The organism is Ruegeria sp. HKCCA4008 (genome assembly GCF_013033125.1).
GTDB lineage: Bacteria > Pseudomonadota > Alphaproteobacteria > Rhodobacterales > Rhodobacteraceae > Ruegeria.
This window is the reverse complement of sequence record NZ_WQDM01000004.1, coordinates 227,017-252,236: the sequence shown is the minus strand read 5'-3', so window position 1 is coordinate 252,236 and position 25,220 is coordinate 227,017. Positions and strand designations below refer to the sequence as shown.

Annotated in this window: 19 protein-coding genes; 12 read left to right on the top strand and 7 right to left on the bottom strand. The window is 59.7% G+C overall.

Annotated elements, in window-relative coordinates; all coding sequences use genetic code 11:
• The first annotated feature begins 3 nt into the window (after positions 1 to 3).
• The 7 genes from xdhB to GOW60_RS11615 all read left to right on the top strand — a co-directional run bounded on the left by xdhB (position 4) and on the right by GOW60_RS11615 (position 10,922).
• The gene (xdhB, locus tag GOW60_RS11645; RefSeq protein WP_171229398.1) at positions 4 to 2,322 is read left to right on the top strand and encodes a xanthine dehydrogenase molybdopterin binding subunit; all 2,319 of its coding nucleotides are present in this window, start codon (positions 4 to 6) and stop codon (positions 2,320 to 2,322) included.
• A 3-nt stretch (positions 2,323 to 2,325) separates the two neighbouring features.
• Positions 2,326 to 3,204, top strand: a complete 879-nt coding sequence (gene xdhC / locus GOW60_RS11640; RefSeq protein ID WP_171229397.1) for a xanthine dehydrogenase accessory protein XdhC — start codon at positions 2,326 to 2,328, stop codon at positions 3,202 to 3,204.
• 43 nt (positions 3,205 to 3,247) lie between these two features.
• Positions 3,248 to 4,849, top strand: a complete 1,602-nt coding sequence (locus tag GOW60_RS11635; RefSeq protein WP_171229396.1) for a xanthine/uracil/vitamin C permease — start codon at positions 3,248 to 3,250, stop codon at positions 4,847 to 4,849.
• 514 nt (positions 4,850 to 5,363) lie between these two features.
• Positions 5,364 to 7,460 (top strand): hydantoinase/oxoprolinase family protein, encoded by a 2,097-nt coding sequence (locus tag GOW60_RS11630; RefSeq protein ID WP_171229395.1) that lies wholly within the window; start codon positions 5,364 to 5,366, stop codon positions 7,458 to 7,460.
• Complete coding sequence (locus GOW60_RS11625; RefSeq protein ID WP_171229394.1) at positions 7,460 to 9,124, top strand: hydantoinase B/oxoprolinase family protein; 1,665 nt, start codon at positions 7,460 to 7,462, stop codon at positions 9,122 to 9,124. The genes GOW60_RS11630 and GOW60_RS11625 overlap by 1 nt, the downstream gene beginning before the upstream one ends.
• The gene (locus tag GOW60_RS11620; protein WP_171229393.1) at positions 9,121 to 10,188 is read left to right on the top strand and encodes a histidinol-phosphate transaminase; all 1,068 of its coding nucleotides are present in this window, start codon (positions 9,121 to 9,123) and stop codon (positions 10,186 to 10,188) included. The genes GOW60_RS11625 and GOW60_RS11620 overlap by 4 nt, the downstream gene beginning before the upstream one ends.
• Positions 10,185 to 10,922 carry an Asp/Glu racemase gene (locus tag GOW60_RS11615; protein WP_171229392.1) on the top strand — a complete coding sequence of 246 codons (738 nt, stop codon included), beginning with the start codon at positions 10,185 to 10,187 and terminating at the stop codon, positions 10,920 to 10,922. Before GOW60_RS11620 ends, GOW60_RS11615 begins: the two co-directional genes overlap by 4 nt.
• Before the next feature lie 191 nt (positions 10,923 to 11,113).
• On the opposite strand, the gene GOW60_RS11610 is transcribed toward GOW60_RS11615, so the two are convergent.
• Positions 11,114 to 12,469, bottom strand: coding sequence for an MmgE/PrpD family protein (locus GOW60_RS11610; RefSeq protein WP_171229391.1), 1,356 nt, complete (start codon positions 12,467 to 12,469; stop codon positions 11,114 to 11,116).
• A 229-nt stretch (positions 12,470 to 12,698) separates the two neighbouring features.
• Between GOW60_RS11610 and GOW60_RS11605 the strand changes: the two genes are divergently transcribed.
• Positions 12,699 to 13,586, top strand: a complete 888-nt coding sequence (locus tag GOW60_RS11605; RefSeq protein WP_171229390.1) for a LysR substrate-binding domain-containing protein — start codon at positions 12,699 to 12,701, stop codon at positions 13,584 to 13,586.
• A gap of 373 nt (positions 13,587 to 13,959) precedes the next feature.
• Positions 13,960 to 15,264: a UDP-glucose/GDP-mannose dehydrogenase family protein gene (locus GOW60_RS11600; RefSeq protein WP_171229389.1), complete on the top strand. Its 1,305-nt coding sequence runs from the start codon at positions 13,960 to 13,962 to the stop codon at positions 15,262 to 15,264.
• A gap of 72 nt (positions 15,265 to 15,336) precedes the next feature.
• Here GOW60_RS11600 and GOW60_RS11595 read toward each other — a convergent pair whose 3' ends face one another.
• Complete coding sequence (locus tag GOW60_RS11595; RefSeq protein WP_171229388.1) at positions 15,337 to 16,338, bottom strand: sterol desaturase family protein; 1,002 nt, start codon at positions 16,336 to 16,338, stop codon at positions 15,337 to 15,339.
• A 107-nt stretch (positions 16,339 to 16,445) separates the two neighbouring features.
• On the opposite strand from GOW60_RS11595, the gene GOW60_RS11590 reads away from it, so the two are divergent.
• Positions 16,446 to 17,336: a LysR family transcriptional regulator gene (locus GOW60_RS11590; protein WP_171229387.1), complete on the top strand. Its 891-nt coding sequence runs from the start codon at positions 16,446 to 16,448 to the stop codon at positions 17,334 to 17,336.
• Here the strand turns inward: GOW60_RS11590 and GOW60_RS11585 are convergent.
• From GOW60_RS11585 to GOW60_RS11575, 3 genes are read right to left on the bottom strand one after another with little or no spacing between them, the layout of a single operon-like run.
• A complete protein-coding gene (locus tag GOW60_RS11585) occupies positions 17,309 to 18,397 on the bottom strand; it encodes a helix-turn-helix domain-containing protein (RefSeq protein ID WP_371813350.1) in 1,089 nt (362 codons plus the stop codon). The genes GOW60_RS11590 and GOW60_RS11585 overlap by 28 nt on opposite strands.
• Before the next feature lie 38 nt (positions 18,398 to 18,435).
• The gene (locus GOW60_RS11580; RefSeq protein ID WP_171229385.1) at positions 18,436 to 19,173 is read right to left on the bottom strand and encodes a hypothetical protein; all 738 of its coding nucleotides are present in this window, start codon (positions 19,171 to 19,173) and stop codon (positions 18,436 to 18,438) included.
• Positions 19,170 to 19,772: an RNA polymerase sigma factor gene (locus GOW60_RS11575; protein ID WP_254441693.1), complete on the bottom strand. Its 603-nt coding sequence runs from the start codon at positions 19,770 to 19,772 to the stop codon at positions 19,170 to 19,172. Before GOW60_RS11575 ends, GOW60_RS11580 begins: the two co-directional genes overlap by 4 nt.
• Before the next feature lie 18 nt (positions 19,773 to 19,790).
• Between GOW60_RS11575 and GOW60_RS21155 the strand changes: the two genes are divergently transcribed.
• Both GOW60_RS21155 and GOW60_RS11565 read left to right on the top strand, forming a co-directional pair.
• A complete protein-coding gene (locus GOW60_RS21155) occupies positions 19,791 to 20,729 on the top strand; it encodes a cytochrome c family protein (RefSeq protein ID WP_254443916.1) in 939 nt (312 codons plus the stop codon).
• 441 nt (positions 20,730 to 21,170) lie between these two features.
• Positions 21,171 to 22,955 (top strand): ABC transporter ATP-binding protein, encoded by a 1,785-nt coding sequence (locus GOW60_RS11565; RefSeq protein ID WP_171229384.1) that lies wholly within the window; start codon positions 21,171 to 21,173, stop codon positions 22,953 to 22,955.
• Positions 22,956 to 23,292: 337 nt separating this feature from the next.
• Here the strand turns inward: GOW60_RS11565 and GOW60_RS11560 are convergent, their stop codons facing one another.
• Together GOW60_RS11560 and GOW60_RS11555 are read right to left on the bottom strand one after the other, a co-directional pair.
• Positions 23,293 to 24,246, bottom strand: coding sequence for an ABC transporter ATP-binding protein (locus GOW60_RS11560; protein ID WP_171229383.1), 954 nt, complete (start codon positions 24,244 to 24,246; stop codon positions 23,293 to 23,295).
• Positions 24,243 to 25,220: an ABC transporter ATP-binding protein gene (locus GOW60_RS11555; RefSeq protein ID WP_171229382.1), complete on the bottom strand. Its 978-nt coding sequence runs from the start codon at positions 25,218 to 25,220 to the stop codon at positions 24,243 to 24,245. The genes GOW60_RS11560 and GOW60_RS11555 overlap by 4 nt, the downstream gene beginning before the upstream one ends.

Sequence of the window (25,220 nt, the reverse complement as noted above, 5' to 3'; positions counted from 1 at the left end):
ACCATGAAAGACAACGTTTCCATCATTGGATCGGCTCACACCAGTGTAAACCATGACAGCGCGGTCAAGCACGTCACAGGGCAGGCCGACTACACGGACGACATTGCGCTGCCACAAGGCGCGCTGCACGCGTATCTCGGCGTTTCAGACGTCGCGCACGCCAAGCTTCTGGGTATCGATTTCAGCGACGTTCTGGCAACGCCCGGCGTGGTCGGTGTGCTGACCGCTGATGACGTGCCGGGGGCCAATGATATCAGCCCGACCCACCTGAACGACGAACCGGTTTTCCCGACCGACGCCATACAATTCCACGGCCAGCCGTTGTTTGCCGTGATTGCCGAGACCCGCGACATCGCGCGCCGCGCTGCGGAACGGGCAAATATCGAATACGAAACCCTGCCCCACGCGTTGGACCCGATCACCGCGCAGAAAGCAGGATACCCGCATGTCACAGCGCCCCTCAAGCTGGAGCGGGGAGACGTGGCACCGGCTCAGGCGGCCGCGCCCAACCGGATCAAAGGCCGCATGAGCGTTGGCGGTCAGGATCACATGTACCTTGAAGGTCACATCGCCTTTGCGATTCCCGGCGAAGACGACGACGTGGTGGTGCATTGCTCGACCCAGCACCCGTCCGAGGCGCAGCACATGGTGGCGCATGTCCTTGGGGTGCCGTCCAATGCGGTCGTGGTCAACGTCCGTCGCATGGGTGGGGGGTTTGGCGGCAAGGAAAGCCAGATGAACCTGTTCTGCGCAGTGGCGGCCATGGCTGCCAAAAAGTGGAACCGCGCCGTCAAAATCCGCCCCGACCGGGATCAGGACATGACCGCAACCGGCAAACGCCACGACTTCGTGATCGACTATGATGTCGCCTTTGACGATGAAGGCCGCATTCAGGCGGTCGAAGGCAGCTTTGCCGCGCGCTGTGGCTTTTCGGCAGACCTGTCCGGCCCTGTGACCGACCGGGCGCTTTTCCACGCGGACAACGCCTATTTCTATCCGAATGTGCGCCTGAACAGTCACCCGATGAAAACCAACACCGTGTCGAATACCGCGTTTCGTGGGTTTGGCGGCCCGCAGGGCGTGATCGCGGCGGAACGGATGATCGAAGAAATCGCCTATGCCACGGGGCAGGATCCGTTGGATGTGCGCAAGGCCAATTTCTATGGCACCACGGACCGCAACGTGACACCGTATCACCAAGAGGTCGAAGACTGCATTCTCGACCGGCTGGTCGGAGAGCTGGAAGAGACCTCGGAATACCGCCAGCGCCGTCAGGACATCATCGCGTTCAACAAGACATCGCCGGTTCTGAAAAAAGGCATCGCGCTGACACCGGTCAAGTTCGGCATTTCCTTTACCGCGACCTGGTACAATCAGGCCGGTGCGCTGGTGCATGTCTACAACGACGGGTCTATCCACCTGAACCACGGTGGCACCGAAATGGGCCAGGGTCTGAACACCAAGGTTGCTCAGGTCGTGGCCGAGGCCTTTCAGGTCGATTTCAACCGGATCAAAATCACCAAGACGACGACTGAAAAAGTTCCCAACACCTCGGCCACTGCGGCGTCCAGCGGGACCGACCTGAATGGCATGGCAGCGTTGAACGCAGTCGAACAGGTCAAGGAACGTCTGGTGAAGTTCGCATCCGAGACCTGGAACGTCTCGCCAGAGGAAGTGGTCTTCCACGCCAATCAGGTGCATATCGGCCAAGACGTTCTGGCCTTCGATGCATTCATCAAACAGGCCTATCTGGCGCGCGTGCAACTGTCGGCGGCCGGGTTCTACAAGACGCCAAAAATCCACTGGGACCGGGCCAAAGGACAAGGCCGCCCGTTCTATTACTTCGCCTATGGTGCGTCCTGTTCAGAGGTCGCGATTGACACACTGACCGGTGAATACCGCGTGGATCGGACGGATCTGCTGCACGACGTCGGACGTTCGCTGAACCCTATGCTGGACAAAGGTCAGGTCGAAGGCGCATTCATTCAAGGTATGGGATGGCTGACCACTGAAGAGCTTTGGTGGGACGATGCCGGCCGCCTGCGCACCCATGCTCCGTCGACATACAAGATCCCGCTCGCGTCAGACCGCCCGCGCATCTTCAACGTGAACCTTACCGATTGGTCGGAAAACCGCGAGCTGACCATCAAACGCTCCAAGGCCGTCGGTGAGCCGCCGTTCATGCTGGGAATTTCGGTGTTCGAGGCCCTGTCGATGGCCGTTGCCTCGGTCGCTGATTACCGGGAATGCCCCCGCCTTGACGCGCCGGCCACGCCCGAACGTGTGCTCATGGCCGTCGCGCGGCTGCAAGCCGGGTCCTGAGCCATGGTTGCCCCGGGTTCTCTGAACGAATTTCTGTCCGCGCAGCATAGCGTGATCCGCGTTGCGTTGACCCGAGTCCGCGGGTCTTCGCCGCGCAATGAGGGGACAGAAATGTTCGTCGCGCCCGGGGCGTTGTGGGGAACCATAGGCGGTGGACAATTGGAATTCCTCGCCATCAACACCGCGCGGGACATGCTGCGTGACGGTGCGTTGCATCAGGATCTGGACGTTCCACTTGGCCCCGAGATCGGGCAATGCTGCGGCGGACGGGTCGAACTGAACCTGTCCCGCATGCGTGCGTCCGACAAATGGGCCGCGACGGAACGCGCGGCCCGGAACGAAGATGCTTTGCCTCATGTCTATGTCATGGGCGCGGGCCACGTGGGGCGTGCCCTGGCCAATCAGTTTCAGCATCTGCCGGTGCGCTGCATCCTCGTCGATACCAGACCCGAAGAGATCGCGTTTTGCGCCGCAGATGTCGAAACCCGGGTCAGCGCGATTCCCGAAGCCGAAATCTGGCGCGCGCCCGCAGGCAGCGCCTTTGTCGTTCTGACCCATGATCACGGGCTGGATTTTCTGCTGACGACCGCCGCGCTGGAACGAAATGACGCCGCTTATGTGGGGATGATCGGTTCCGCCACAAAGCGGATAAAGCTCAGGAACTGGGCGCAGAAACACTGTGACGGACAGTCCATCGAACATTTGAAATGCCCCATGGGGGCTAGCGGTAGCCGCGACAAGCGGCCCAGCGTCATCGCCGCCTTCGTGGCGGCCGAAGTGATGGCTGAATTGACCTCTGAAACTGCCGCGACCGCCCTGACCGGGGCAAACCAGGCACCCCTGCGGGGCCATCATCACGACCGGAAAGGGAGATCGGCCTGACACCAGTCGGGCCAAACCGGTCACATCAGAGGAGGAGACCGTCATGGACGGGAGGACCTATGAATACAAGCTGTTTACCCGCAGCGATTTCAGCGCTTTCTGGGCGCTGTTTACCGACAACCTCGTCAACTTGCTGATCCTGTCCGGGGTCTGCCAGTTCGTGTTTCAAATGCCTGCGGACATCGTCTTTGGCCGCATCGTTCCCGGCGCCGCCATTGCGATTTTGGCCGGTGTCGCTGTCTACACTTACCTCGCCAAATGGGCGGCAAACGCGCAGGGCAAAGACGTAACCGCGTTGCCCTACGGCATCTCGACGCCAGTTATGTTCGTCTACCTGTTCGGGGTGATCGGACCCATCTATTGGGCGACAAATGATCCAATGCTAGCCTGGCAAGTGGGCATCGGCGCCGGGTTCATGGGCGGCATCGTCGCGGCTCTGGGAGCGGTGGTTGGACCGTATCTCAAGAGGATCACGCCACGTGCGGGAATGCTGGGGACGCTGTGCGGCATTGCCCTGGTCTTCATCGGTTCTGTGCCGCTGGCCGAAGTGTTCGAGAACCCCATCATCGGGTTCACGTCGCTGCTGTTCATCCTCTGGGGGTTGATCGGCCGTTTCCGCCTGCCGGGCAATGTTCCGGCCGGCCTTGTCGCGATTGCTGCCGGTACCGTGATCGCCCTTTTACTTGGCGAGTCCAAAATTGATGTCAGCGGCATCGGGTTCTACCCGCCGATCCCGTATTTCGGTGATCTGATCGCCGGTGTGCAATACCTGTTCGCCAACCCCGAGCTGTTCCTGGTGCTGATCCCCGTGCAGATCTACAACTTCATCGAAACGATGAACAACGTGGAATCCGCCGAAGCGGCAGGCGACCATTACCCTGTCGGGCTCTGCCAGGTGACAGACGGCGCGGGCACGATGCTGGGCGCTCTGTTTGGTTCGCCATTCCCGACAACCGTTTACATCGGCCATCCGGCCTATAAACGGCTGGATGCCCATGCGGGGTATATTGTCGGTGTGGCCGTTGTAATTGCCGCCGCCGCCTTTCTGGGGTTCCTGTCCTTCCTTGCGGGGCTGATCCCGATCGCCGCAGCCGCACCAGTACTGGTCTTTGTATCAGTCAGCCTGATCACCAACACAGCCTGGGCTGTAAAACCGATGCACATGGCTGCGGTATCCTTCGCGATCCTGCCCCATATCTCGGCCTTCCTGATGGTCAAATGGGGATCGTTGATGAACGCGCTGCGCAGCAGCGGTGTCGAAGGGCTGCCATCCTTGGGAGATCCTGATCTGACCTCGGCCCTTCTGATGGAAGGGGCCCATTACGAGGGGCACCTTGCCCTGAGCCAGGGGGCGATCATCACCGGTCTGGTCTGGGGTGCCATCGTGGCCGATGTGATTGACGGGCGCTTCCGGATGGCCGGCACGTTTGCTGTCGCAGGTGGGCTGATGTCTTCGATCGGCATCATCCATTCCTACACGCTACAGATGCCTCAGTTCGACGGGATAACCATCGGCTATCTGATCATCGGCGCGTTCCTGTACGTCTACCCGGTGTTCGCCCCCAAAGAGGATCTTGAGCATCGTATCATCGTACCGGACGAGCCCGACCTCATCGATGACGACTCACCCGCTCAACAGGCCTGATCGGCAACGGGGCAGTCGCATGGCTGCCCCAAACCCATCCCTTCCCGTTCAATCGTGGCCGTTCAAGAGGCAGAGTTTGCCCTGCGGTCGCTCGCTGATCTTTCTCTCGCCTATCTCCGGGCAGGGCATTTGGTTCGCACAGGTCTTGCAGAGGATCGCCCTTGTGAACCACGCATCTGCGCCGCCTGGGCATCTTCCAACACGAACACGGGCGCCGCATCGGCTGGGTCGCACACAACAGACGACCACAGGTGATGTGCGCGGGGGCAAGACCCTCACCCGCAAGCGCCGCAATCGGCCAGGCGTGACGATTTTTGTCGTTTGCAGGCTTTTGTGTCGCTTTCCGGCTTGTTGCGGCAAGCTGGTGTGAACAAGAATACCTGCTTATGAAGAGTTGTTTTCCAAGTCCCATGGACCGCCGTGCCACCGGCTGTGACCTTGTGATCCCAGCCTGATCTCAGGGCCTCTGGCCCATATGCATCACGCTGTGACTACGGATTTTTCGGATAACCTCATGACAACTCAAGCGCTGCGCCTGGCCATCGATATTGGCGGCACGTTCACGGATACGGTTCTTGTCTCTGGCGAAGAGACGATACTTGCCTCGACCAAAACCCTGACCACACATCACAACCCCGCCGACGGAGCCATACAAGGCGCAGCGCGCGTAATGCAACAGACAGGGCACCGTCTGAGCGAAGTCACCGGTTTCATTCACGGCACCACGCTGGCCACCAACGCGCTGATCGAAAAACGCGGCGCGGTCGTGGCAACCGTGACCACCGAAGGGTTCAGGGACATTCTGGAAATCGCCTACGAGCGGCGCTATTCGCAATATGACATCAATCTGGAAAAACCTGATCTGCTGGTGCCGCGTGAGCGAGCGCTGACGGTCCGCGAGCGCGTTTCGGCGGATGGCAAGGTATTGATACCGCTGGAAGACACAGCCATCGACGCGCTGTTGAAGGACATCGACGCCAGCGGAGCGGAAGCCATCGCCATCTGCCTGATGCACGCATATGCAAACCCCGAGCACGAGCGCAGGCTGCGCGATATGCTGGCGGACAGGCGCCCCGATCTGACCGTCTCGATTTCGTCGGATGTCAGCCCCGAAGCGCGCGAATTCGACCGGCTGTGCACGACAGTCGCCAACGCCTATATCCAGCCACTGATGGCAACGTATCTGGCCCGGTTTGTCCGGCAATTCGAGGCTCAGGGCGTCACCTGTCCGATCCTGATGATGACAGCGGGTGGTGGAATGTGCACCATGCGAACCGCCGCGCGGTTTCCGATCCGGCTGGTGGAATCCGGCCCTGCGGGTGGTGCCATTCTGGCCGCCCGCGTCGCCGCCCGCGCCGGTCTGGATCAGGTTCTGTCCTTTGACGTGGGCGGCACCACCGCCAAACTGTGCCTGATCGACAACGCCCGTCCCCAGACCTCGCGCCAGTTCGAGATTGCCCGCGCTGCACGGTTTATCAAAGGGTCCGGAATGCCGGTACGTATACCGGTCATCGAAATGATCGAGATCGGCGCCGGCGGCGGTTCGATTGCCGGGGTTGACCGGTTGGGGCGGCTGACCGTGGGGCCAAAATCAGCGGGATCCGAGCCCGGCCCCGTCGCCTTCATGCGCGGTGGAACCGAACCCACGGTGACGGACAGTGATATTGCACTGGGATATATCGTACCGGACACGTTTGCCGAGGGGCATATTCAGCTTGATCCCGAAGCTTCGAAACGGGCGCTGAACCGGGTGATCGGGTCAAAGCTGGATCTGGATGCCGTAGGCGCCGCCGATGGCGTCAGCCGTATCGTCGACGAAAGCATGGCCAGCGCGGGTCGGATGCATGCGGTGGAATCCGGCAAGGACCTTGGCCCACGAACAATGATAGCGTTTGGGGGCAACGGGCCATTGCACGCCAGCCGGGTCGCGCGTTCCGCCGGGGTCAGCCGCATCGTGATCCCGCCCGATCCCGGTGTCGGATCGGCTGTCGGCTTCCTGTTCGCTCCGGTGTCTTTCGAGATCGTCCGCTCGCGTTATACGTTGCTGGGCAGCATGGACCTGAACGGGATCAACACGCTGTTCGAGGCCATGATTTCCGAGGCCAGAGAGGTCGTCTTCCAAGGGGCCGGCGATGTCCCGACCCAGACGCTGCGCACTGCTTTCATGCGCTACCACGGACAAGGACACGAGATCGAGATCACCCTTCCCGACCGCCCCCTGACCGCCGAAGATATCCAGCCGCTGACCGCTGCATTCGAACAGGAATACCGCAAGCAATTCTCGCGCCCGGTGCCGGGGATGCAGATCGAGATTCTCAATTGGGCGGTGCGGGTCGCGACCTGTGACAGCGGCGTGCCGGCGATTCCTGAAACGCCCCGGTTGAAGACGATCTCGGCGCCGGAAACCCGTCCGATCACCTGCGACGTGGACGGTGTATCGAAACCAGCGGCCTTCGTTGCCCGAGCGGATCTGAAGCCCGGCGACCACCTTCACGGCCCCGCATTGATCACCGAGCCGCAGACAACCACGCTCGTGTCCGCCGACTTCTCGGCGCATGTGGATGCCATGGGAAACCTCGTCCTTGTACAGGACCAGAAAGGAGGCGCATGATGTCGTCCGATCTTTCACACGATCTTTCGCCTGCCCGATTGCAGGTGATGTGGAATCGTCTGCTGGCCGTGGTCGAAGAACAGGGCCAAACCCTGATCCGCGCCGCCTTCAGCCCGATTGTTCGCGAATGCGGCGACATCTCTGCCGGGATATTTGACGCCGATGGCCGGATGCTGGCGCAGGCCGTGACCGGCACGCCGGGGCACATCAACACCATGGCCGAGGCGGTGCAGCACCTGCGCCGGGCTTTCCCGGTTCAGACCATGAAGCCGGGCGACATCTACATGACGAACGACCCATGGCTTGCCTCGGGGCACCTGAACGATTTTCTGCTGATGATGCCCGCATTCAAGGATGGCAAGGTGGTGGGCTTTACCTCCTGCACCTCGCATCTTGTTGATCTGGGTGGGTTGGGCATGGGCCCCGAAGGTTCCGACATCTATGACGAAGGCCTGCTGATCCCGCCCTGCAAGCTGGTTGAACAGGGCACCCCCAACGTTTTGCTGCTGGACATCATCCGCGCCAACAGCCGCGAACCCATCGCCAATGATGGCGACATCTATGCACTGATCGCCTGCTGCGAAGCCGGGGTTGCAAGGCTGCTGTCGATGATGGAGGAATTTGGCCTCGACGATCTGGGGACGCTCGGCTCGTACATCATCGACACGTCGCGCCGCGGCACGCTGGAGGCCATCGCCGACGTGCCCGAAGGTGTCTACAAGAATGTTCTGAAGATGGACGGCTATGAGAATGAGCTGGAACTGCACGCCACCCTGACCGTAAGGAAGGACGGCATGCATGTGGATTTCTCGGGCACCTCGGGCTGTTCGCGCAAGGGCATCAATGTGCCGCTGAACTATGCCACCGCCTATACGGCGTTTGCCTTGCGCTGCATTGTCGGCGCGGACATTCCCAACAATGCGGGATCGCTGGAGCCGTTTACCGTTGACGGGCCAAAGGGCTGCATCCTGAACGCGCAGCGCCCGGTGCCGGTTGCGATGCGGCATACCCTGGGTCAGGTCACGCCCGATCTGGTTCTGGGCTGCCTGCATCAGGCCCTGCCCGATGCGGTCCCGGCCGAAGGCGCAAGTTGCATGTTCGACCTGCCCATGCGCCACGCACCCGAAGTGGCCCGTGACGGCGGTCGCGAATTCGCGGTGGAACCCGTGCACAATGGCGGAACCGGCGCGCGACCTCATGCCGATGGTCTATCGGCCACAGCCTATCCGTCCGGCGTGTACGGCAGTCAGGTCGAGATCACCGAAAGCGTCGCACCCGTGACGATCTGGCGGCGCGAACTGCGCCCGGATTCCGGCGGCGCGGGCAAGTATCGCGGCGGGCTGGGGCAACGGATCGAGATGACCTCGTCCAACGGGGCGCCCTTTATCGTGTTCCTGTCGGTCGAACGGCTGAAATACCCGGCGCTTGGCCGTATGGGCGGCAGACCCGGTGCCCCCGGTCGCATCCGTTTCAGGGACGGTGCAAACGATATTCCGGGTAAAGGAGAATTGCGGGTGGAGCACGGTGATTACCTGATCTTCGATACACCGGGCGGCGGCGGCTTTGGCGACCCCGCCGAACGCGACCCGGATGCGCTGGCGCTGGACATCAAACGCGGGTTGGTAACTGCGCAAGGCGCCAGGATTTACGGGGGTGACGCATGATCCGACCGGTTCCTTACGTTGGCGCCATGGCCGCTTATGCGCTGGCTGATCCGAACGGCGCAGGCACGATTTCACTGGCGCAGAACGAAAGCGCCTTTCCCGCAAGCCCCGCCGCCGTTGCGGCCGGGCAGGCAGCGCTGGCGGATCTGGCCCTTTATCCCGATCCGGAATGGGCCGAAATGCGCGCAGCCATTGCCGAGGTGCACGGGCTCGACCCCGCGCGCATTTTATGTGGGGCGGGCTCGATGGAACTGATTGGCTGTCTGATCCGCGCCTTTGCCGGGCCGGGCGATCAGGTGCTGGGCACACAATATGGCTATGCCTTTGTCGCCTCGGCCACAGCACAGGCACAGGCCGAATATGTGGCAGCGCCCGAGGTCGATTTGACCGTATCGGTGGACGCGCTTCTGGCCGCTGTCACACCTGCCACCCGCATCGTGTTCGTCTGCAATCCGGGCAACCCCACCGGCACGCTGATCCCGAATGACGAAATTCTCCGCCTGCGATCGGATCTGCCTGGCGATACACTGCTGGTGGTGGACCAGGCCTATGCGGAATTTGCCGATGCCACGAACGATCCTGCGCAGATCTTTGCGCTGGTGGATCGGGGCGACACCGTGATCACGCGTACATGTTCCAAGGCCTACGGGCTGGCGGGGGCGCGGGCCGGCTGGGGCTGTTTCCCAAGCGAAATCTCGGGCGAGGTCCGCAAGCTTTTGAATCCCAACAATATCGCGATTGCCTCGCAGGCAGCGGCGGCGGCGGCGATGCGCGATCAGGCCCATATGCGCAACGTGGTCGCACGGACAGCCGAAATTCGGGACCGGTTTGCGCAGGAATGCCGCGAACTGGGCCTGAGCGTACCGGAAAGCCACACCAATTTCGTGCTGATCCGCTTTGCCTCGACCGCGCAGGCACAGCGCGCCGACACGGCCCTGCGGGCGGAGCGCCTGATGATGCGCGGCATGGACGGCTATGGTTTGTCGGACTGTTTGCGCGCCACGATCTGTGCACCCGAGGTGATGGACAAGGCCCGCGACATCTTGAAAGGAGCGCTGACATGACCGAGACCCGCACAGCCGCCAAGATCGGTGTTCTGGTGCCCTTCACCAACACCAATCTGGAACCGGATATGGAGATGCTGCGACCACCAAACACCACCATCCATTTCCAGCGCATGGGCGGCTATGACGTGGATGAAATTCCCGGCTCGGATCAAATGGCAGGTTTGGGCGCTTCGGATATCAGCCACGATCTGCGGATGATCTCGGGGGTGCGGCCCGATGTGGTGCTATACGGCTGCACCTCGGCCACCCTGACCCATGGGCCGTCTTTCGACGCTGAGCTGGCGCAACAGATCAAATCGGAATCCGGTGCGCTGTCGCTGACCGCGGCCGGATCATTGATCGCCGCAATCAAGGCACTGGGGGCCACGAAGGTCGGCTTTTCCTCACCCTATCTGGGCGAAATAAACGCTCAGGCGATGGATTTCATGGCCCAAAACGGAATCGAGACCGTTCGATGCGCCGATGTGGGCCGAAAGCTGGGCAATTACGGTCAGGGAGAGCTGACCCCGGACGAGGTCTATGAACTGGCCTGTCAGGCCGATCACCCGCAGGCACAGGCCATAATTCTCAGCTGCACCGACATGCGTTCGGTCGAGGCGGTCGACCGGATTGAAGCAACGCTGGGCAAGCCGGTCGTCACCTCAAATCAGGCGATGATGTTCTGCCTTATGCGGGCGCTGAACCTGCCGCGTCATGACGCGCTGCCAGGGCGATTGTTCGACCTGCTCTGACCGGATCAGGGCGCAAGGCGACAATGTAAAAAAGCAAGCTCACCTCGAGCGGGTCTTGGATCACCCAGACTTGCTCCCAGCTCCAATTCAACCTGTGCAGCGGGCGGCAGGGCCTGCATCATCGCCGCCATCAGGATCAAGGGTGCGGATGTGCCGGTCGGAACGCGTTTCAACGGCAGCTTCGGCAGATTTTACGTCTGGTCGGCGGGGGCGTAGATCAACGCGCCAAGGTCTGAGAATTTCGAACCTGGCGCGCCCAGCCCCAGAACCGCATCACGAATGGCGGCGGCACGGGATGCACCCAGTGATGGTGTCGCAAATTCCATGAATTTGTCGATCACTTCTGCCTCATCCATTGGTGCCTCGGGTCCGCCGCGTGCATGTACGTCGCCCGATTCGAGTATGCGCCCGTCGGTCAGAGTGATGCTGACATCGGCGAACCGGCTTTCGGGGAAACGGTCGGAATGGCGTGCGGCCTCTGAAACCGAGATACGCTCGACGATCGAGGCGACCAGCGGGTCGGCCAGGCCCGCACCGGTGATGTTCTCAACTCCGATCCGGCCATGCGCAACCATTGTTGCGACGGCAAATGGCAGCGAATACTGCGCCTTGGACGTATCATCCGGCATACCCTGGAAAAGGCAGGCGCTTTCCCGAAACGTGTTTACATGAATCGCGGCAATATCGCGGTAAGTCAGGTCGTTTTCACGCATGAGTGCACGGGTGGCATCAATTGCGGCGTGGGCCCAACGGCAGATCGGGTAGGGTTTGACATATTGATGCTCCATTTGCCAGAAATCGCCCAGATCTTGCCAATGGGGGGCAACGTCTGCCGCTTCGATGGTGATGGCCGGCGCCCCGGTAAAGCCTTTCTCGGCCAATACCGCTGAAGAAATGCCAACCAACGCACCCCAGCCCGAACCGTCATGCAGCATGGTGGGATTGGCGATCTCGCGCATCATCTGGCTGCGCGGGCCATGATATTCGGCAATCCCCATGGCCTGCCGCATCTGTTCGGCCGTCAAACCGCGCAAGCGCGCCGCCACGGCCACCACGCCAAGCGCGTTCCAAGCTCCGGATGTGTGATAATCGCTGACGGTGTCATGCAACGAAATGCCCGCGCGTCCCGCGACCTCGTATCCAACGATCACCGCCGCCAGCGCTTCGGGGCCTGAAAAATCTTGAATGGTTTCAGCCAGTGCCGCCAGTGCGGGAACGACGACAACCCCGATGTGGCCTTTGGTCGGATTGTATCCATCATGGCCGTCCAGATTGTCGGTCTGTGTGGCCGCTGCATAGGCCGCACCCGCGACGCTGACGCGACGACCGTCGAAAAGCATGCGCGCGCTCAGCCCCGGATCGCCCGCGCCAAACAGCGCTACCGCACTCTCGCGTGCAATCTGTCCGGCCTCCATCGGCCCCGATCCTATTGTGATCCCCAGCGTATCCAGCAGCATCAACGCTGCTGCCTTGCGTGCGGTGTCGGGAAAATCCTGCGCGGCACGATTCAGCGCAAAATCTGCAACGGTCTGAAAGGTATCTGTCACGGTGTCCAGTCGAGGTTTTTCTTTCGGGTTCCGGTTACAAGAAAAAGCCTATGTGAGTTTGCGCATAGCGGCACGAAAACAATCATGGGGCAATGGCCCCGGATTATTTGTGACTAGGACCAGATCACATTTCGAGGCAGAACCATACGTGTGAGTCGCTCATGGGCAAGACAGCAAGCCCTGGGCTTATTAATTCTTTGCGATGTGCCTTGCCTGAGAAACGTCCGTCATGATGAATCTTCCACACCTGACCTTTCTTCGCTCGTTCGAAGCGGCGGCAAGGCACCTGAGCTTTACCGCTGCTGCCGAAGAGCTGAACTGCACCCAATCTGCCGTCAGCAATCATGTCCGCTCGTTGGAAGAGTTTTTGCAGCGCCCCCTGTTCGTGCGCCATCCCCGTTCCCTGTCGCTGACAGATGTGGGCGAGGCCTATCTGCCGTCGGTGCGCCATGCCCTCCAGGAAATCAACGCGGCCACGCAATCGGTCATCGTGCGGTCGCATACCCGCAAAGTGGTGGTTTCTTGCCCGGTCAGTCTGGCCGAGAACTGGTTGCCGGATGTGATCCGTGGTTTCAACGCGGTGCATCCCGATATTGATCTGACGGTTCATGGCACTGTCTGGACTGATGTCGAACCAAATGTTTCGGACATCTCGCTGACAATCAATCATGTCGACGATGTGTCGCCGGACGCCCAACGTTTGTGGGTCGAAAAGCTGGCCTTGGTCTGTGCGCCCGGCTTTCTGGTCGATGGCGCGCCGCTGACCGACCCCAAGCAATTGCAGAATGCACCGCTGATCCACATCCTGGGCCGCCCCTCCTATTGGGAGCACGCGGCGCGGCATTTCGGGTTGTCCGATCTGAGCCAGAAGGGCGGGTTGCGGACGAATGTCTCGAATTTGGCGATGGAAATGGCCGCCAAGTCACTGGGATGCGTCGCCCTGCCCCGGTCGCTGGCCCGGTCCTATGTCGAGCGGGGGCTGCTGATCGAGCCTTTCCGGTTTGATCTGAACAGTCCCTGGACCTATTTCATGCGTCTCAAGGAAAAACCCGTTTCACCACCGGTCCGGCTGTTTCAGAACTGGCTGTTGCAAGCCGCCGCTGAAATGGACAGCTGATCGACCGGTCATTTGCCGGGGCATGTCACGCGGCCCCTATTTTCCCTTGCCAGCCAGCTTGTTGGTGGCGAGAACGCGCAATCACTTCCGCGCGTCATCAATACCCAAGGCAGGGGCTATTCCAGCCCTCAACAGCACCCTCTGCGCAACCGAGTTTCGACACCAACCAGTTCTTCCTGATCGTCGGTTCCGCTGAACAAAGCCGACATGATCGCGATTTCGGAGGGCTTTGCACCATCTGCGCTTCTATTGCCTCAATATCCGCAAGAATCTATGGGATGCGTCACGCAAGTGCTGACGGCCATTGAAACCGGCGTCAGTTTCTTTGATTGTGCCCACGCCGTCCGTGGTAATTGGTAAAAAGGATTTTTGGATGCGTATTGCAATGATCGGCACCGGTTATGTTGGCTTAGTGTCCGGTGTATGCTTTTCGGACTTTGGTCATGACGTGATTTGCGTCGACAAGGCTGAGCAAAAGATCGACATGCTCAAGGCCGGAGAAGTGCCGATCTATGAACCGGGCCTGGATGTGCTGATGGCAAAAAACGTTGCTGCCGGTCGCCTGAGTTTTTCAACCGATCTGAAGACGGCAGTTGATGGCGCCGATGCGGTTTTCATCGCGGTCGGAACTCCGACCCGACGAGGGGACGGCCACGCGGATTTGACCTATGTGATGGCCGCGGCAGAAGAGATCGCCCAAGCGGTTACCGGTTACACAGTCATCGTCACCAAATCGACCGTGCCGGTGGGAACAAACAGAAAAGTTCAGGAGGTCGTTGCGGCCGCCAACCCCGCAGCCGAATTCGACGTGGCCTCGAACCCTGAATTTCTGCGCGAAGGCGCTGCAATCGATGACTTCATGCGCCCCGATCGCGTCGTGGTGGGTGTGGAAAACGATCGCGCCGCCGAAGTGATGGCCGAGATTTACCGTCCGCTTTATCTGCGTGACTTTCCGATCTTGACCACCGATCTGGAGAGCGCCGAGATGATCAAATACGCCGCCAACGCGTTTCTGGCGACCAAGATCACCTTCATCAATGAAATCGCGGGCCTGTGTGAAAAGGTCGGTGCGGATGTCAAGGAAGTTTCACGCGGCATCGGTCTGGACGGACGAATTGGCAACAAATTCCTGCACGCGGGGCCGGGCTATGGTGGCTCTTGTTTTCCGAAGGATACCGCCGCGCTGGCGCGGATCGGGCAGGATCATGCATATCCGATGCAGATCACGGAAACCGTCATTCGGGTGAATGACGAGGTCAAGAAGCGGATGATCGAGAAAATCCGCGACGCCTGCGACGACCGCCTTAACGGCAAGACGGTGGCGGTTCTGGGTGTCACTTTCAAACCCAACACGGACGACATGCGCGACGCGCCATCACTGTCCATCATTCCCGCTTTGATCGGCGGAGGGGCCAAAGTGCGCGTCGTCGATCCGCAGGGCAAAGCGGAAGGCGATGCATTATTGCCCGGGGTCGAATGGTTTGACGATCCCTATGCAGCGGTTCAAGGGGCTGACGTTGTGGTGTTGCTGACAGAGTGGAACGAGTTCCGCGCGTTGAACCTGACCGAGCTGGCCGGTTCCATGAACTCTGCCCGAATGGTGGATCTGCGCAATATCTATTCAAAGTCACAGGCGCTGAAATCCGGCTTTGAAACCTATGTCGGCGTTGGACGCTGAACGCACACCACCTGTTGGATCAAACGCGCCCACCGGACCCGCTTGGGTCCGGCAGGGATCTGCCTTCACGGGCTATTCGGTGGCCCAGATCTTGCGGCGGCGTTCCTTGACCATGTCATTGCCTTCATCGGTGCCGTCGTGGAACGTCTTGAACCATTCATCCCAAGGCGTTTCCCAAGTGCCGTAGTTGCAGTCAAAAAACCGATGATGCAGCTGGTGAAAGAAATCCCCGACCTGAAACTTGGCCTTGTCGCCGAACTTCACATGCTCGAACCCGGCATGAGAGGTCGGAGCGCCGATGCCGTGATGGAACAGCAGGAAAATGGCGTGGATCGGATGGGACGGCAGCAGGAAGAAGATCATCGTATCGAACATCAGAAAGAAACTTTCGACCGGATGCATCGCAAGCCCCGACCAAGGACCGGTATTGATGTTGCGGTGATGCCAAGCGTGGACTTTTTTATAAAGCACACCCACATGCAGCAGCCTGTGCAGCCAGTAGAAATGGAACCCGGCCCAGATCGGCACAAAGACGGTCATGGCGATGAACCAGATCGGGTTGCCGTCTAACGTGATCATCGTGATCCAGCCATTGGCATAGGAATACAGGATCAGACATTCCCAGAACGTCCAGAACGTCAACGCCGGGCCCAAGGTCCAGAACATGTTGTCCCAGACCTGATTTTTGAATGTGAACACCTTGGCGCCCTTCATCATCGGGCGCATGTCATAACGGTATTCGTCCTGCTGCGTGCGGAACCTCCAAAGAGCCAGGTGCAAGCCGCCTGCAACCACCATAAGGATACAGAAATTGCGGAACCAGATTTCCGCAACCCAATCCCAGCCGAAGGTCTCGATCCTGCTCAAAGAAGGCGTCAGATAGGTCCAGGTGATGACCGCAAAGACCAGCAACAGCGCTCGCAATGCAAGCGGATTCCAGCTTTGCAGCAGGTATTTCAATGCGGCCAGGGGTTTCATCGGCCAATCCCAATAGGGCGCGGTCTGAATCGGCAGCTGAGGCGTGTAATTCCAGATCTTGCGCTTGGCTCGTGGCGGCAGGGCGGGGTCTGACATAGAAGGCTCATTTCATCTGTTCACTGATCACAAGCCTAAGGCGTGGGATCAAAAGCTCAGACCTAATTGTCTTGCCGGAGAGGCTAAGTTCTGCTTAGCCTGTCGGAATGAACACCCGCGTCCCTTCCCTCAACTGGCTGCGCGTATTCGAGGCTGCGGCCCGAACCGAAAGCTTTGCCCGCGCCGCGACCCAGTTGAACATGACGCCTGCCGCCGTCAGCCAGCAGGTCAAGGCGCTGGAGACAAGACTGGGCACACCCTTGTTTCACCGTCACGCGCATGCGGTCACTTTGACCGAGACCGGGCGCGCCTATCTGCCGTCGGTACAGCAATCCTTGCTCATGCTGGAAACGGCAACCGCCGGTCTGTTCGGCGAAACCCGCGAGCAAAGGCTTTACGTGCAGTCGGTGCTGCTGTTTGCACATGGCATTCTGGCCGGGGGTGTTCCCGATTTTCAGGCGGCGCATCCTCAGATCAACCTTTCGCTTTCGACCGGCAATGTCATGTCGGATTTTGCCAATCGGTTCACTGACCTTCAGATCGTGTTCGGAAACCCCGCGCTGTTCGGCTCGGAAAGTGACGAGTTGATGCGCGAACATCTCTATCCCATCGCCCCACCCGAGGTTGCTGCCCGGATCGAGACGGCAAGGGACTTGTTCGACTTCACCTTGATCGAAGTTTCGACCCATCGGGCAAGCTGGCCGCATTGGTTCGAACACCAGCGGCTGCCAGCAGGCCAGGCACGGTATTTTTTTTCCGACAATTCGGTGATGGCGGCCGAGCTCTGCGCCAGAGGATGCGGCATTGCCTTGGCGCGCGCGCCCGCGTCAGATCGCATTATGAAGCTTTCCGGTTTGGTCCCCTGCCTGCCGGACTTCTCCTGCCCGGGGCAGGAAGCCTATCATCTGGTCTATCCCTCCCGCACGGCGCTGCGCCCGGCAGCGCGTATGTTTCGCGATTGGCTGATGGATTACAGCGCCGCCGTCCAGACGCGGTAACGCCCCTGCCCGGTGACCTCGCGAACCAGACCCCGCTGCGCGAACAGGTCGAAATTGCGCTGTACCGCGGCGCGGGAAGCCTTGGTCAGGTCTTCGGCCAAAGGCGCGGATACCATGGGCCAGGCCGTCAATGCATTGATCAGGCGCGGTGGGGTGCGGCCGCTTAGATCCTGCGTGACCTCTTTGGCTTTCGCCTCCCACGCGCTGATCCGGTCCAGGTGCAATAACGCTGCAAGGGCAGCCTGACCTGCGCCGCCGATCCATGCGCTCAGTTTTTCCGACGGATCCCCCGAGCCGCGCAGCGCGCGCGGCCCGGACAAGGCCAAGGGCATGAACTGCGCACCGCCGCGCCCCATGGAGGCCGCATGCCGCGCAGCTATGACGGCTGCTTCCGTGTCCTGTCCGATGCCTTGTGACAACGCCCGCCACGCGTGAAACGCAATTGCCGACTGCGTCACAGGATGCAACCCTTCGGCATTTTGCATGACCTCGGCCAGATCAATGATGGATTCCGGGGTCGCGTCGGCCCCCTGAGCCAGTCGGTCAAGAAACGCGGTCAGCCCCCGTTCCCAACCGCCGGCAGCAGGCGGCGCGCCCGAACTCAGGCGTCGCACGGCCCATCCGGCCCGGAACAGGGCCTGCACGTCATCATGAGTCGCGCCGATCCGCAAACCAGTCCACAAAGCCAATCGATCCACGCTGATCCGGTCTCCGGTCCACCACCCCAGATCGGACGTCTCCATCAATGCCAAGCGATGCGTCCAGCCTTCGGGGCCCGCTCGCAACCTTTCATCCAGCGCGCCAAAAGTCAGGGCCAGATCTGCAAGTTCCGCAGAAAGGTCGGACTGCGCAGCCCGCCAATCACGCGGATCGAACAGCAGGCGCTGTTCGCGTCGCGGCCCGGGCAGGAAGAAACCCTCGTCTTCCTCGACTTCATCCGGTGGCAAGAACCACAGGTCGTCCTCTTCGGACGGATCGCCGTCATAGATGCTGGCGGGGCCAAGATTTTCGGCCTCGTCTTCAGGAAGGGGCAAGGGTTTCTTCGACGTCATACCCCGCATTCTTCGGGCATTCCCGTTGGTTCACAAGGGGTATTCCGTCAGCCCGCAAAGGTTCGGGTCAGAACATCCAGTTCGCTACTCAAATCGGTCTGCGGAGAGCTGCCCAACAGCATGTAACCATAGCCATCCTGCGCCCAGGTCGCTGTTGCCAAACCGCTCAGAACGGCCTGTTTGACCTCTGCCTTCGGGGCGTTCGGCCCCTGACGGATAACACAGAAGGCAAAGGGTTGACCCTGCTCATCGGCGAAAACGACCTGAACCAAGGGCTTTCCCTTGAACGAAAGAACCTGTGCTCGCTTCAACTCCAGCCCTGGCAGGGAGTCCAGCGTTTCACGGTTCAGAGACCTGCCAAGTGCTGCCTCGGCCATCGCGAACTGCTTGTCCAGCGATGCCTCGGAACTGTCCAGCGAGACAATCGTCTCGGGCACATAAAGTGACTGATAGATCGCCGCTTGCTGCGCCCAGCCCAGTTCCGCCGGACGCGTTGCCCAGAATGTCAGGGCAACGGCTGCAATCCCGACGCCCGAGGCCACGGCCAGAAGGCGCAGAAACCCGCCATTGGTGTTTTGGGCCACGGGTTCCGGCAAATCGACCTTCGGCGCCGCGGTGGGCAGTGTCTCAAAGACCTGCCGAACGACAGGCGCGAACGGATCCAGCGCCATCAGGCGGCGTTCAAGCTCGACATCATCCTCAACCGCGGCCTCGATGGCGCGGCTCTGAGCCTCATCCAGCGTGCCTTCCAGATACGCCAACAGCGTCTCGTCGGAAAACGTCATTTGCCACTCCGTCGCGCGGCGTCTGCCGCCTCAAACTGCATCACGGTTTTCAGTTTCCGCCGGGCATTCGATAGCCGGCTCATGATTGTGCCGATGGGAACGTCCAGCAATGCAGCGGTTTCGCGGTAGCTGTACCCTTCGACGAACACAAGCATGACCGTTTCCCGCTGCGCTTCTGGCAGCTGCATCACTTGAGTAAACACTTCAGCCGCAAAAATATTCGTTTCTGAATCCGGCAAAGTTGCGACCAGTTCCGATTCCGGGGTCACGGACAGCGCCTGTGCCCGCCGGACGGAACGAGACCGCACTTCGTTCAACCAGATTGACCGGCAGATCGTCATCAGCCAACTGTCCAGACGATCATGCGACGTTACCTGATGATGCCGCTCGAGCGCACGCAGGCATGTGGCCTGCACCAGATCGTCCGCCACATCTGATGCCCCCGACAACGCCAGAGCAAACCGCCAGACGCGTCTTGAGTGCATCTGTACGGCGTCACGAACGGCCTGTTCGGAAGTCATCTCGGCACTCATCGAATAAAACGCGACCTGTGTGTGTTTGTCAGAAACGGACCCGGCCCGCAGGGCCAAAACTGACATAAACCGCGGAGGAAAGAAATGAAACTTCTGTTGAAGGCAGTCACGTTTGCGTCGGCAATTGTTGCAACACCCATTTGGGCAGCGGGTTGGACACTGGAGTCCGATCGCTCGCATCTGGCCTATGGATCGATCAAGAAAAACGCGGTGGGCGAGGTCAACAGTTTCACCAGCCTGAGCGGACACGTGACGCAGGAGGGCATGGCCGAAATAGAGATCGACCTGTCCTCGGTCGAGACCAACATAGATATTCGCAACGAACGGATGATCGAATTTGTATTCCGCCAAGAACCCACTGCGCGCCTGACGGCCGAATTCGACATGGCGAAGGTTTCAGGGCTGGCCGTGGGTGAAACCACCACTCTGGAAGCTGCTTCCGTGCTTTCGCTGGCCGGCACGGAAGTTGAATTTGACGCGGAATTGTTCGTCGCACGCTTGTCCGAGACCTCAGTGCTTGTTTCAACAAACGACATGGTGTTTCTCAGCACGGAAGACGCCGGGGTCAACGCCGGCGTGGACAAGCTTATGGAATTGGCAAGCCTGCCCGGCATCACCCGAACGGTACCGATTACCGCCCGGCTAATCTTTTACGCGGATGAAGAACAGGCCGCGACGGCATCGAAAGCCACAGAGGTTGTTGCTGCCGCAGCTGTTCAGGGGGACGTGACGGCCGGCAAAAAGGTGTTTCGCAAATGCAGTGCCTGCCACAAATTGAAAGAAGGCAGCCATGGTGTTGGCCCATCCCTGCACGGCATTCTCGGCACAAAGGCCGGTCAGGCAGAGGGATTCAAGTATTCGACAGCGCTGGAAAGTTCCGACATCGTCTGGACCCATGAAACCCTGAGCGCGTTCCTGTCGGATCCCAAAGGGTATCTTCAGGGCAATCGAATGCAGTTTCGCGGTCTGAAAAAGGACGAGGAAATTGTTAACCTTCTCGCGTATTTGCAGGAAGAGGGGTGACGGCAACACCCGAGAGACCTGGCTGCAGCGCTGAATTTCGATTTCACGCAACCGGCCCCAGGGATCGGATACGATGCTCGTGCTCGTCCCCTGTCTGGTTTCGGATCAACACGTGTCCAAAGTCAGGAATTACAGCCTCCTGTCAGCGGATCTATGCTGGACACACGACTCGTTTGTGGCAAAACAGGCTGCGTTGTAGGGCGTTTTTTTTGCGGATCCTGTCGCGCCACCAACCCTGTCTGCGCGCGTACAAAGGGGCAGATCGCGGTTGTCCTTGCGCTTTCCAACTCTTGTCCGATCGTCAACCAGCCATTATTTAGCGGGCGTACAGCTCAAACGGTCGGGGTGGGCCGCTCTGCCGCAGCTTGGCATCTGTCCTTTAGTCCCGACAAAATATAGGTTAACTGAGCGTGCGCACAGTTTCACGATTTGGAGAACGCAATGATAAAGCGCGCCTGGAACAAGTGGCGATCAGGCTATATGGGCCGCCTTGTAGGTGAAAGCTTTTACGCGCAAGGCAAGCTTTATGGCATAGCGGTTCTGGCAATGATTGCCGTGGCGGTCACCACGGCCGGCTCCGCATATATGATGGAATTCATTGTCGATGCCATGACCAGCCCCGACTTGCAGGGTTGGGTACATTTGATTGCGCTGGGGGTTGTCCTCCTGTTTCTGGTCAAGGCGGTCGCATCCTATATTCAGGCTATCTTCCTTGCCCGCGCAGGCAATCGGATCGTGGCGGAACAGCAGGACAAGGTTTACCGTAAACTGCTCAGACATGGGGTCTCGTTCTTTTCGACCAATGAATCGTCGGACCTTTTGATGCGCACCACCCATGGTGCACAGGCGGCCAGAAACCTGATCGATTTGCTAGTCACCGGGTTTGTCCGCGACACCCTGACTCTGGTCGGGCTGATTGTGGTCATGGTGTATCAGCAGCCCGTTCTATCCGTCTTGTTCTTCGTCGTGGGTCCGATTGCCCTGTTGGGTGTTCGCTATCTGCTGAAGAGCGTACGTACGATCATGCAGGCCGAATTCAAGTCGCTTGCAGAAATTATTCGGGTGCTGCAAGAGACCTCGGCAGGGATCAAGGTCATCAAGGTCTTCTCACTCGAAGACCGGATGATCAACCGCATGGACACCGCCATCCGCAAAGTTGAAGAGCGGTCGAATGACATCGCCAAGTTGCAGTCCATTGCCAGCCCTCTTATGGAGTTTCTGGCCGGCCTCGCCGTGGCGGGTGTGCTTTTGGTCAGCACGATGGGAATCGCGGGCACGGAACAACCCAGCGCGGGCCAGTTGATGTCCTTTATCACGGCATTGCTGATGGCCTATGAACCTGCCAAGCGGCTGTCGAAAATGCGCGTTCAGATCGAAACCTGCATGGTTGGTATCAGCATGTTGTTCGGCCTGCTGGATCAGGACGACACGATGGTGGAAAGTCCCGAAGCCCATGACCTGATCGAAGGCCCCGGCCAGGTCACGTTGCGTGATGTGACTTTCGGCTATCAAGGTGCCGTACCTGTAATTGAAGACATGAATATCACGTTCGAGGCCGGCAAGACCACCGCGCTCGTCGGTCAGTCGGGCGGTGGCAAGTCTACGATATTCGGGCTGATCATGCGGTTCTACGATCCCGATCAGGGCAGCGTCGAGATTGATGGCCAGGATCTGCGCGAGGTCAGCTTTGCGTCCCTGCGAAAAAAAATCTCTTATGTCGGTCAGGATACGTTCCTGTTTTCGACCTCGATCATGGACAACCTGCGCTGCTCGGCCCCTGACGCAACCGAGGAAGAGGTCATTGCCGCGGCCAAAGCCGCACATGCGCACGAGTTCATCATGGACCTGCCGGAAGGGTACGAAACGCAAGTCGGTGAAAACGGAACCTTCCTGTCAGGTGGTCAGAAACAGCGAATTGCGATTGCACGCGCAATACTGAGAAATTCCGAGATCCTGCTTTTGGACGAGGCCACAAGCGCGCTAGACGCTGAATCGGAATCGCTTGTCAAAAAGGCTCTGGACACCCTGACAAAGGACGTGACCGTCGTCGTCATTGCGCACCGACTTTCGACTGTTCTGGAAGCGGATAAGATTATCGTGGTTCAGGATGGCTCGATCGTGGAACAGGGCAATCTGGACGAGTTGATGAAAAAGAACGGAAGCTTCCGCAACCTGTTCGATCAGCAATTCAAAAAACACGAACCCTCGGCGGAAGTGGTAGAGTAACCCCTGCATTCAGCCTGGCACATGGCTCCCTTCTCCGGGCAAGACCTGTCCGGAAGAGGGGCAGAGTATTCTCATCACGCGCGTCCGTGCATCGAAATCATCAGGCCCAAGCCGCCCAAGAGATGTGGGTAGCTCAGGCCCAATCCCGGGAAACGAACGGTTCTATCTCGCGCGCGGATTCGAATATGGCGATCTTGGTCGGTAGCGACACAAACATGTGGCTTGGTCGCCCACGCTGGCGCCTTGGCTGGGTGGTTCTGCCACAAGAAGTCAACGTCGCTTCTATCGAGACCGCCCTGTTTGCCACAGTCTCACACCACGCGAAAACCTGCTTGCATTACAGGGGGTACAGACACGCGACCTGATGCGTTTCTCCGGCCAGATCAGGCAATGTTGCCCTGCACTGATCGGTTGCCAGCCAACATCTTTGCGCAAAGGCGCAACCTTTTGGAATATTCATCGGCGACGGCAGTTCGCCCTCAAGCTTGATCCGTTCTTTTCGGGCCGTGGGGTCGGCCCGGGGCGTCGTGGACAGCAACGCCTTGGAATAGGGGTGGCGCGGCGCGGCGAACAGCTGTTCTTTGGGTGCCTTTTCAACAGCACGCCCCAGATACATCACGATCACGTCGTCGGCAAAATGCCGAACCACGGAAAGATCATGCGAAATGAACAGATAGGCGAGGTCAAGCCGTTCTTGCAAATCCACAAGCAGGTTCAGGATCTGTGACTGGATCGAGACGTCCAGTGCCGAAACCGGTTCATCCAGAACCAGGACCCTGGGATTCAACATAAGCGCGCGTGCAATGGCGATACGCTGACGCTGCCCGCCAGAGAACATATGTGGATAGCGATCATAATGCTCGGGCCGCAATCCCACCATCTCGATCATGTCGCGCGCTTGTGCCTCGCGGTCTGCGGCGGACATGTCCGGGCGATTGATGATCAGCGGTTCCTGCAAGATCTGGCCGATGCGTTGACGTGGATTCAGCGATCCATACGGATCCTGGAACACGATTTGCACCGTTTCCCGCATCTTGCTCCACCGCGACGGGGTAATGTCGACACCGTCAATCGTCAGCCTGCCCGACGTCGGCTCTTCAATCATCGTGACCAATCGCGCCAGTGTTGACTTGCCACAGCCGGACTCTCCGACGATGGCCAGAGTCTTTCCCGGTTTCAGTTCGAAATCCACCCCCGAAAGGGCCTTCACCGTCGCTGATTTGGACAGCAAGCCGCCCTTCACCGTGTAAAACCGGGTCAGATCTTTCGCCTGAACGATGGGGTCGGTCATGCCAATTCTCCGGCCGCAATTCTTTCAACGTGGTGACAACGTGCCTTGCCGAAGGCATCGGCATGAGGGGTCGGCGGTATTTCGGCGCAAGTTGCATCAGCGAACCGGCATCGCGGGCTGAACAAGCACCCTGCGGGGCGATCGAATTGACCCGGCACAACGCCGGGAATCGTCGGGAGGATCTTGGAGGTCGCGCGCTCGGGCAAAGCGCTCAGCAGGGCGGATGTGTAGGGATGACGCGGCGTGCGGAACAAATCGCGCACGGGCTGCTCTTCGACTTTTTGTCCGGCATATTGCACCTGAACCCGTTCGGCGGTTTCGGCCACCACCCCCATGTCATGAGTGATCAGCACAAGGCCCATATCGTGTTCGTCCCGCAACCGAACCAGCAGGTCGAGTATCTGCGCCTGAATGGTGACATCCAGCGCAGTGGTCGGTTCGTCCGCAATCAGCAGCTTGGGCTTGCAGGCGATGGCCATCGCGATCATGACGCGCTGGTTCATGCCCCCTGACATCTGGTGTGGAAAGGTGTTCAGGCGGCTTTCCGGAGCCGGGATGCCGACCTGGTCGAACAGTTCAATCGCGCGCTGGTGGCGGTCCTTGCGGTTCATTCCCAGATGGATGCGCAGGGCCTCTTTGATCTGGAATCCCACCGTGAAACAGGGGTTCAGCGACGACATCGGCTCCTGAAAGATCATTGCCATGTCCTTGCCGATGATCTTGCGGCGCTCACGGGCCGAAAGCCCGGCCAGATCCACCCCCTCAAAGCGCATCTCGTCAGCGGTGATCGTCGCGGTCCAGGGCAACAACCCCATCAGCGCCAGCATCGACACCGACTTGCCCGAGCCGCTTTCGCCGACGATGGCCATCAGCTCGCCCCTGTCGACCGACAGATCGACACCGTCCACGGCGCGGAACTTGCCCGAGGCCGTGGCGAATTCAACAGTCAGGTTGCGGATCTGCAAAAGGCTCAT